At 31.9% G+C, this 9,443-nt stretch carries 9 protein-coding genes; 7 read left to right on the forward strand and 2 right to left on the reverse strand.

The window, feature by feature from the left end:
- The 7 genes from ACKVOV_RS05470 to ACKVOV_RS05500 form a co-directional block, all read left to right on the forward strand.
- Positions 1-768, forward strand: a 768-nt coding sequence (locus tag ACKVOV_RS05470) for a T9SS type A sorting domain-containing protein (RefSeq protein ID WP_409205758.1), incomplete at its 5' end; no start/stop codon positions are given.
- Between the two features lie 197 nt (positions 769-965).
- Positions 966-3,116, forward strand: coding sequence for a S46 family peptidase (locus tag ACKVOV_RS05475; protein WP_409205759.1), 2,151 nt, complete (start codon positions 966-968; stop codon positions 3,114-3,116).
- 212 nt (positions 3,117-3,328) lie between these two features.
- Positions 3,329-4,021: a tetratricopeptide repeat protein gene (locus ACKVOV_RS05480; protein ID WP_409205760.1), complete on the forward strand. Its 693-nt coding sequence runs from the start codon at positions 3,329-3,331 to the stop codon at positions 4,019-4,021.
- A gap of 81 nt (positions 4,022-4,102) precedes the next feature.
- Positions 4,103-5,458 (forward strand): UDP-N-acetylmuramate--L-alanine ligase, encoded by a 1,356-nt coding sequence (locus ACKVOV_RS05485; protein WP_409205761.1) that lies wholly within the window; start codon positions 4,103-4,105, stop codon positions 5,456-5,458.
- Positions 5,458-6,147 carry a RadC family protein gene (radC, locus tag ACKVOV_RS05490; RefSeq protein ID WP_409205762.1) on the forward strand — a complete coding sequence of 230 codons (690 nt, stop codon included), beginning with the start codon at positions 5,458-5,460 and terminating at the stop codon, positions 6,145-6,147. The genes ACKVOV_RS05485 and radC overlap by 1 nt, the downstream gene beginning before the upstream one ends.
- 3 nt (positions 6,148-6,150) lie before the next feature.
- The gene (locus ACKVOV_RS05495) at positions 6,151-6,837 is read left to right on the forward strand and encodes a YjjG family noncanonical pyrimidine nucleotidase (RefSeq protein ID WP_409205763.1); all 687 of its coding nucleotides are present in this window, start codon (positions 6,151-6,153) and stop codon (positions 6,835-6,837) included.
- Between the two features lies 1 nt (position 6,838).
- A complete protein-coding gene (locus tag ACKVOV_RS05500; RefSeq protein WP_409205764.1) occupies positions 6,839-7,606 on the forward strand; it encodes a hypothetical protein in 768 nt (255 codons plus the stop codon).
- 84 nt (positions 7,607-7,690) lie between these two features.
- Here ACKVOV_RS05500 and ACKVOV_RS05505 read toward each other — a convergent pair whose 3' ends face one another.
- Positions 7,691-8,200, reverse strand: coding sequence for a DUF3575 domain-containing protein (locus tag ACKVOV_RS05505; RefSeq protein WP_409205765.1), 510 nt, complete (start codon positions 8,198-8,200; stop codon positions 7,691-7,693).
- 155 nt (positions 8,201-8,355) lie between these two features.
- A partial coding sequence (locus ACKVOV_RS05510; RefSeq protein WP_409205766.1) for a replication-associated recombination protein A occupies positions 8,356-9,443 on the reverse strand: 1,088 nt, incomplete at its 5' end.

Genomic DNA, 9,443 nt, shown 5'->3' on the forward strand with positions numbered 1-9,443 from the left:
GATGCCAGTAACTGGTCAGTTAGTGAGATTCAGAATCAAATTATTCAAGATAGAGCAACAAATATGGACGCCACTTTTGGACAAATTGCTTATAGATATTCCTCTATAAAAAACAATGATAAGACGATTAATTCAGCTTTAAATTCAGCACAATATCAATATAAATCGTTTGCTCCTCCAATCATAGGAACTGGAAAAGATGTAGTTTGTCCTAATTTCCCAACAAATACAAGAATAGAAGGGTTATATATAAAATGGAATACTCCAGCAGTAGCTTCAGATGGTGATTTGCCTATAAAATATGTGGTTTATGCTTTCGATAATGCACTTCAAGCATTAACAAATCAGAACGATGGCTCTAAAATTTTAGATATTGTTGTTGGAAATCAATTGTTGGTAAATGCAACATTAATAAATACCAAATATTTTGTCGTGTCTTCACTAGATAAAAATAATAATGAAAAAGGAGATTTTACACAACCATTTCTTTCTATTGAAGGTCAAAGTATAGCAAATGAAGTTGAATTAAATATATATCCAAATCCTTTTTCTGAAGAGTTTGTAATTTATAATGATAACAATGAATTATTTGGACAAGTAGTTGTCGGTATATATGATTTATCAGGAAAACAAGTTTTTAGTGAAACCACAGAAAATAGTGGTACAGAATTAAAAATAAATCCTAATAACCTCAAAAAAGGCTTTTATCTTGGGAAAATAATCTTGGAAAACGGAAATAGTAAAACTTTTAAAGTAATAAAAGAATAATAATAAAAGCGGTACTCAATGAGTGCCGCTTTTATTAATTTATAAATTAGGTATTCTTAAAAAACTGACCAGAATAAATCTCGTCTTAATTTTGAAGTATTAAGTTAAAATTATCTTAACAAACTATCATTAACTAAGCTATTCTTTTCAAATTTTTTAAAAATAAATTATATTCGCACTACTAAAAAAACAAAATTATGAAAAAGATTATTTTATCTTTAATTGTTGCTATTATGCTTGTTCCTGCAAGTGTTAAAGCTGATGAAGGAATGTGGTTTCTAATGTTCATCGAACGTTTAAATCATAGAGATATGGAAAAAATGGGATTGCAACTAACATCTGAGGAGATTTACAGTATCAATCACCATAGTTTAAAAGACGCCATCGTTCAATTTAACGGAGGTTGTACAGCTGAACTAATTTCTAAAGACGGATTAGTATTAACAAATCACCACTGTGGTTATGACGGAATTGCAGAACTTTCTACTGCAGAACATAATTTATTAAAAGATGGTTTTTGGGCTGCAAATCGTGCCGACGAAAAAAAACCATCAAGTTTATATGTTCGTTTCTTTGTTCGTATGGACGATTGTTCTAAACGAATTTTAGCAAAAGTAAACCCTTCAATGACTGAATTGGAGCGTGAAGCAGCTATAAATAAAGAAATTGCTTTAATTGAAAAAGAAAATAACGAAGGTGGAAAATATACTGTTTCAGTTCGTCCATTTTTTCAAGGAAATGAATACTACTATTTTGTGTATCAAGATTACAAAGACGTTCGTTTAGTGGGAGTTCCGCCAGAAAGTTTAGGGAAATTTGGAGGAGATACAGACAACTGGGAATGGCCACGTCACACTGCCGATTTTTCTATGTTTAGAGTTTATGCAGATGCTAACGGAAATCCAGCAGAATATTCTACAAATAATGTTCCATTACAGCCAAAACATTATTTGCCAGTAAATTTAGCTGGTGTAAAAGAAGGAGATTTTGCTATGATTCTAGGTTATCCAGGTCGTACAAATCGTTGGATGCCAGCTGGAGGAATCGAGCAAAATGTAAAATTTGCTTATCCTGCTTGGGTTGAAGGTGCAAAAACTGGAATGGATAACATGAAGAAATACATGGATCAAAGCGATGCTTCTAGATTAGTTTATGCTTCAAAATATGCTTCGACGGCTAATTATTGGAAAAATCGCCAAGGAATGATTGATGCATTAAGCAAATTTGGAACAGCTAAATCTAAAGCAATACAAGAAACTAAATTTGATAAATGGGCAAACCTACCAGCAAATAAAGCTAAGTACGGAAATGTGGTTTCAAATATTAATAAATTCTACGCTTTAACAAACGAGAAATCTCGTCATGATAATTATTTACAGCAATTGTTTAGAACAACCACTTATGGTGCTATTGGAAGAACTTTAGGAAAACAACTCGATACCTATGTAAAAGCTGATGCTACTAAACGTGCTCAAATGGCTCCAGTAATCATGGAAGCTTCTGAAACGATGTTTAAAGATTTGTTGATTCCTGCAGAAAAAGATCTTTTGGCAGCACAATTAAAATTATATGCTACAAAATCTACAGGTTATGATATTGCGCCAATGGTAGCTAAATTAGCTAAAGAAAACAATAATGATTTCACTAAATATGTGAATGCTGCTTTCGATTTGAGTATTTTAACATCTAAGGAAAGGGTTAAAGCTTTCTTAGATTTACCAAGTCAAGGTTTATTAGATAACGATCCTTTGTACGCTTTGGCAAATGATATGTTAACACATTTTACATCAAAATCTGATGCTATTGCAAAAGCACAAAATGATTATGGAGCTTCATTTAGATTATTAGTTGAAGGTTTACGTGAGTCAAAAATTGGAGCTATCAAATATCCAGATGCAAACTCAACTTTGCGTTTAACGTACGGAAAAGTTCGTGCTTTGCCAGCTGATAAACGTAATGACGCAAAAGTGAATAACTATACAACACTTGCTGGACAGGTTAAGAAATACAAGAAAGGCGACGAAGAATTTGATTTGCCAGCTCGTGTGCTTGAAATGAATAATAAAAAAGATTTTGGTCGTTTTGGGGATAAAGATGGTTCGCTTCACGTGAATTTCTTGACCGATAATGACATTACAGGAGGAAATTCTGGTTCACCAGTTCTAAACGGAAAAGGAGAATTAATAGGTCTTGCTTTCGACGGAAACATTGAAGCTATGGCTGGAGATGTTATTTTTGATCCTAAATTACAAAGAACTATTAATGTTGATATTCGTTATGTGCTTTGGGTAATCGAGAATTTCTCAGGAGCTAAACATATTGTTGATGAAATGACTTTGGTTAAATAATCATTACCAAAACAAATAAAAAAACCGTTCCATTTTTGGAACGGTTTTTTTATTTAACAAGTTTTGTTACTATACATTTTGTCATTCCGTTTATGTAGTGTTTGTCATTCCGTAAGAATTTCTAATCTATTTGATTAGTTTGTGAGATTCCTATGTAATAAAATCATTGTTATTTAACGGTCTCTTTTTTTAATTTTTCCTACTTTTGAAAAATGAAAAATGTTTACCTCATTTTGTTATTTTCGTTTTTTTCCGTTTCTGCCCAAACCAATTTTGAAAAAGGGCAAAAAATGATGGAACAAAAAAAATACGGGGAAGCAAAACCTTTTTTAGAAAACTCAATAAAAGAGAATAGAAAAGACTACAAAGCCATTGATTATTTGGGGGAAATAGCTATTTATTCCCAAAATTGGGACGAAGCAATTGCTTGTGGCAAAAAATTAATAATTGCTTTCCCAAAAAATGCCGATTACTGGTACAAATATGGCGGGGCGATGGGGCTAAAAGCAAAATCTGTTAATAAATTTAAGGCTTTAGGAATGATTGATGACGTAGAAAATGCTTTTTTAACAGCTGCAAAACTAGATTCAAAACATATAGAAGCCCGTTGGGCATTAGTCATGTTTTATACCGAATTACCCGGAATTGTGGGTGGAAGTGAAAGTAAAGCCCAAAAATATGCTAATGAATTGTCCTCTATTTCAAAAGTAGATGGTTATTTAGCAAAAGGTTATATCGACAGCTATTTTAATAGATATGCAAATGCTGAAATAAATTATTTAAAAGCATATGAAATTGGTCATTCAAAAACTACTTTCAATAAATTATATGATTTATATTTGAATAAATTGAAAGACAAACAAAAGGCAATAAACTTAAAAGAACAATTTGATGAAAAAGTTTAATCGTTAATTCGATTAATCTCTTAAACAAATCAACTAGTATACACCCAGCGTCAGCGAATTGACGAAGTAAATTAACAAAAAATGCGTACACATTTTATCGCCGTTGGCGGGAGCGCCATGCACAACTTAGCATTGGCATTACATAATAAAGGATATCAAGTTACAGGAAGTGATGATGCTATTTTCGAACCATCAAAATCTCGTTTAGAAAAAAAAGGATTAATGCCAAAAGAATTAGGTTGGTTTCCTGAAAAAATCACGTCCGATATCGAATCGGTAATTTTAGGTATGCATGCCAAAGCGGACAATCCGGAATTGCTAAAAGCACAAGAGTTAGGACTAAAAATATATTCGTATCCAGAATTTTTATACGAGCAATCTAAGAATAAAACTCGTGTTGTTATAGGTGGTTCTCACGGAAAAACAACTATTACTTCTATGATTTTGCATGTGATGCATTATCATAATATCGAAGTTGATTATATGGTAGGAGCACAACTCGAAGGTTTTGATACCATGGTACATCTTACAGAAGAAAATGATTTTATTGTTTTAGAAGGCGACGAATATTTGTCTTCACCCATGGATAGAAGACCAAAATTTCATCTATATCAACCCAACATTGCCCTAATTTCAGGAATTGCTTGGGATCATATTAATGTTTTTCCTACTTATGAAAATTATGTAGAACAATTTGAAATTTTTATTCAAAAAATTACCAATGGCGGAATTTTAGTTTACAATGAAGATGATTCGGAAGTAAAACGTGTTGCTGAAGCTTCAATAAATCCTATAAGAAGAATTCCATATCACACGCCAAAATATACTGTAAATGGCGGAATAACACTACTAGAAACGCCAGAAGGCGATATGCCAATCGAAGTTTTTGGAGCGCATAATCTTAATAATCTGGCTGGAGCCAAATGGATTTGCCAAAACATGGGCATTGATGAAGCCGATTTTTACGAAGCCATTGCTAGTTTCAAAGGTGCTTCTAAAAGATTAGAAAAAATTGCCGAGAGTAAGACAAAAGTTGCTTACAAAGATTTTGCACATTCACCAAGTAAAGTTGCCGCTACAACCAAAGCTGTAAAAGAACAATATCCTAACAGAAAAGTTGTGGCTTGTTTAGAACTTCACACTTATAGTAGTTTGAATGCTGAGTTTCTGAAAGAATACGAAGGCGCATTAGAATATGCTGATGTTGCTGTGGTTTTCTATTCGCCAGATGCAGTAAAAATAAAACAACTCGAAGAAGTTACTTACGAGCAAATAGCCAAAGCATTCAATAGAAAAGATTTAATTATTTATACCAATCCAAAAGATTTTAAAGATTATTTATTTAACCTTAATTTAGAAAATTCCGCTTTATTATTAATGAGTTCTGGAAATTATGGCGGATTAAATTTTGATGAGGTTAAGGAGTTAATTTCGTAATGGAACAAAATCTTTCCATAAAAAACTGGTCAGAAGACGATCAACCGCGAGAAAAACTCATGCTAAAAGGAAAGCAGGTTTTAAGCGATGCCGAGTTGGTTGCTATTCTCATTGGTTCAGGAAGTCGGTCGGAAAGTGCCGTGCAATTATCGCAACGCATTTTGGCTAGTGTCGATAATAATTTGAATGCTTTGGGTAAATTGTCCCTAAAACAATTAACGGAGTTTAAAGGAATTGGAGAAGCAAAAGCTATTTCTATTGTTGCTGCAACCGAATTAGGTCGCCGCCGCCGAGCAGAAGAAACAGTAGAGCTCAAAAAAATCACTTCTAGTAAAGCGGTTTTCGATATTATGCAACCTATTATTGGGGAATTAGTACACGAAGAATTTTGGGTTTTATTTCTAAATAATTCTAACAAAGTGATTTATAAATCACAAATTAGTAAAGGTGGAATTACAGGAACCGTTGTCGATGTTCGTATGGTTTTTAAAATGGCATTAGAGCAAAATGCGGTAGCCATTATACTTTCGCATAATCATCCATCGGGAAAACTAGAAGCGAGCGATGCCGATAAGACTTTGACTAAACAATTAAAACTAGCTGGACAACAACTTACTATTCCTGTTTTAGATCACATTATTATTACCGAAAATGGTTATTTGAGTTTTCGAGATGAAGATATTTTTTAATTTATGAAGAAGAGAATAAAACATATTTTTTTCGATTTAGATCACACACTTTGGGATTTTGATAAAAATTCGGAATTGGCTTTTGAACGAATTTTAAATAATTATTTTCCAAATATTAAAGTGGAAGATTTCATAACTGTTTATTCGCCAATTAATCAATCCTGTTGGAAGTTGTATCAGAAAGATGAAATAACACATCAAGAATTGCGTTATAAAAGACTAAAAGATACTTTCGATATTTTGAATCATGAAATTTCAGATAAACAAATTGATGTAATTTCTGATGAATACATCGAATTTTTACCTGATTTTAATCATTTGTTTGATGATGCTATCGAAGTTTTAGATTTTTTAAGTGAAAAATATCAGTTGCATATAATAACAAATGGCTTTGCAGAAGTGCAATATAAAAAAATGAACAATTCTAATATTAGTCATTATTTTAAAACCATTACAAATTCAGAATTGGCTGGAGCAAAAAAACCGAATCCAATTATTTTTGAACATGCTTTAAATGTTGCTAATGCTCAAAAATTAGAAAGCGTTATGATAGGAGATTGTCTCGATGCCGATGTAAATGGCGCATTAGATTTCGGAATAGAAGCTATTTTTTTTAATCCAAATCAAATAGAAGTCATACAAAGTATTAATCAAATTGCTAACTTAGCAGAACTTAAAAAACTTTTTTAAAATGAAAAACAGATTATTTTTAATAGCAATTGCCTTATTTTCAAGTTTAATATATTCTCAATCATCTTTGAATGATTATGAAATGGCAATAATTCCTTCAAAATTTGAATTTCAAAAAGAAGACAATCAATATAGAATTAATTCAACCATCAAAGCTTTCTTAAAACAAAAAGGATTTGAAGCTTATGTTTCGACCGATGTTTTACCAGAAGGATTTTTAGATTACAATTGCAATAAAGTTTTTGTAAATGTTATCGAAGATAATACGATGTTTTCTACAAGAATAAAAATTGAATTTAAAGATTGTCGACAAGTAGTTTTATTCACCACCGATTTAGGAGAAAGTAGAGAAAAAGAATTTGCAAAAGCATATAATCAATCCTTGTTATTAACCTTAAAATCTTTTGATAAAGCTAAATATAAGTTTTCGGGAAAAACTTATTATGATGATGAAGCGCAAGAAAAATTGAAATCTCGTGATGTAGAAAGTGTGTCGAATGAAGTTACGAAAGTCATAAAATCTGAAACTGGCGTAACATACGAAAAAGTCACAAAAAACGATAAGCCAGTCACAAACGAAATATTTGTAAAAGCTAAAAATCAAGCGACTCAACAAGAATTAGTATTGTACAAAACAACAAGAAGTGCAATTTACCTGTGCAATAAAGACGGAAAAAGTGGTGTTGTTTTTGCTAAAAATGAGGTTTGGTTTTTCGAATATTTAGACAATGGAAAATTAGTTTCAGAAAAATTAGATATTAAGTTTTAATTGCAACCTAAAGTTTTTACTTTTTCTAAAAAAAGGCGTTCAGAAAATATTTCTAGAACGCCTTTATAAAATATATTGGGTAAACTAAAATGCGTAGCCTACAGAAATCCCACCAGAAGGCATCACTGGCAAGCCAGTTGGATCTAACATTTCTGATCCAGATTTAATATCTTGATATCCAATTGCAAGAAAAAATTCAAACGAAAGTTTAGATTCAAAAATCCATTGACTTCCAGCGGATAGACTATAAATATTTGATTCATATACAATAGCCGTTTTTTTACTTGTAGTTTTTGCAATATTTACAGAAGGACCTATATGCCAACCTGTCATTTTATCTTTTGTTGAAGAAAAATAATATCTTCCTTCAAAGTAATAACCAAAACCAGTACTAAAATCATTAGCAATATGAGTGTCTGAATAATTTGAAAAACCCAAACCAGCTTGTCCTACCAAAGAAAAATGTTGAGATAATGATCTTTCGTATTGTAATCCTGCATTACCATAAAGTAAACTTGCTTTTATAATATTTTCCTGCGCTTCGATTTTAGTTATTCCTGCAAATACTAAAAAAATTAAGAATGTTTTTCTCATTATGTTTTTATAAATTAATTTGCTGCAATATACATATATATATGTATCAAAAAAGGGCTAGCGTTTTATGAAAAAAAACAACAATCAGTTTCAATAATTCCTTTTAACTAAAGCAATGTTTTTAGTTTTTATAAATTCTTAATTCGTAATTTTTTCTAATACCCATACTTATCTTTCCATCTATTTTTTAAAAATTCTCTAGTTCCATTTTCACGAGAATTATTCCCTGGATTATAAAAAACCGTTTCCGAAATTTCGTTGGGCAAAAATTCTTGTTCGGCAAAATTATTACTGTAATCGTGAGAATATTTGTATTCATCACCATAACCCAATTCTTTCATGAGTTTCGTAGGCGCATTTCGCAAATGAATGGGAACAGGCAAATCACCAGTTTGTTTTACTACTTTTTGAGCTTCGCCAATTGCTAAATAACTCGCATTGCTTTTAGGAGAGGTTGCTAAATAAACAGCACATTGGCTCAAGATAATTCTACTTTCGGGATAACCAATTGTTGTTACTGCCTGAAAAGTATTATTTGCCATAATAAATGCCGTTGGGTTGGCATTACCAATATCTTCAGAAGATAAAATAAGCATTCTTCGAGCAATAAATTTTACATCTTCACCGCCTTCAATCATACGAGCCAGCCAATAAACTGCTCCGTTTGGGTCACTGCCACGAATAGATTTTATGAACGCCGACACAATATCATAATGTTGTTCACCAGTTTTATCATACAAAACGGTGTTCTTCTGAACCAGTTGCATTACTTTTTCATTGGTAATCAAAATATGATCTTCAATTGTAGCGTTTACAACAAGTTCAAAAATATTTAATAGTTTGCGCCCGTCTCCACCTGAAAGACGTAATAAAGCTTCGGTTTCAATTAATTCGATATTTTTAGTTTTCAAAAAAGTATCAGTTGTCATTGCTCGTTGCAAAAGTGCTTCGAGATCTTGTTTAGAAAAAGCATTCAAAATATAAACCTGACATCTTGACAATAAAGCAGGGATAACTTCAAAACTTGGATTTTCAGTCGTAGCTCCAATTAGTGTAATCCAACCTTTTTCGACAGCAGCTAATAGAGAATCTTGTTGCGATTTACTAAAACGATGAATCTCATCGATAAACAAAATTGGGTTTTTAGCTGTAAATAATCCACCACTTTGTTTGGCTTTTTCAATCACGTCTCGAATATCTTTCACACCGGAATTTATGGCGCTCAAGATATAAAACGGACGTT

The sequence above is a fragment of the Flavobacterium sp. genome (assembly GCF_046153165.1).
GTDB lineage: Bacteria > Bacteroidota > Bacteroidia > Flavobacteriales > Flavobacteriaceae > Flavobacterium.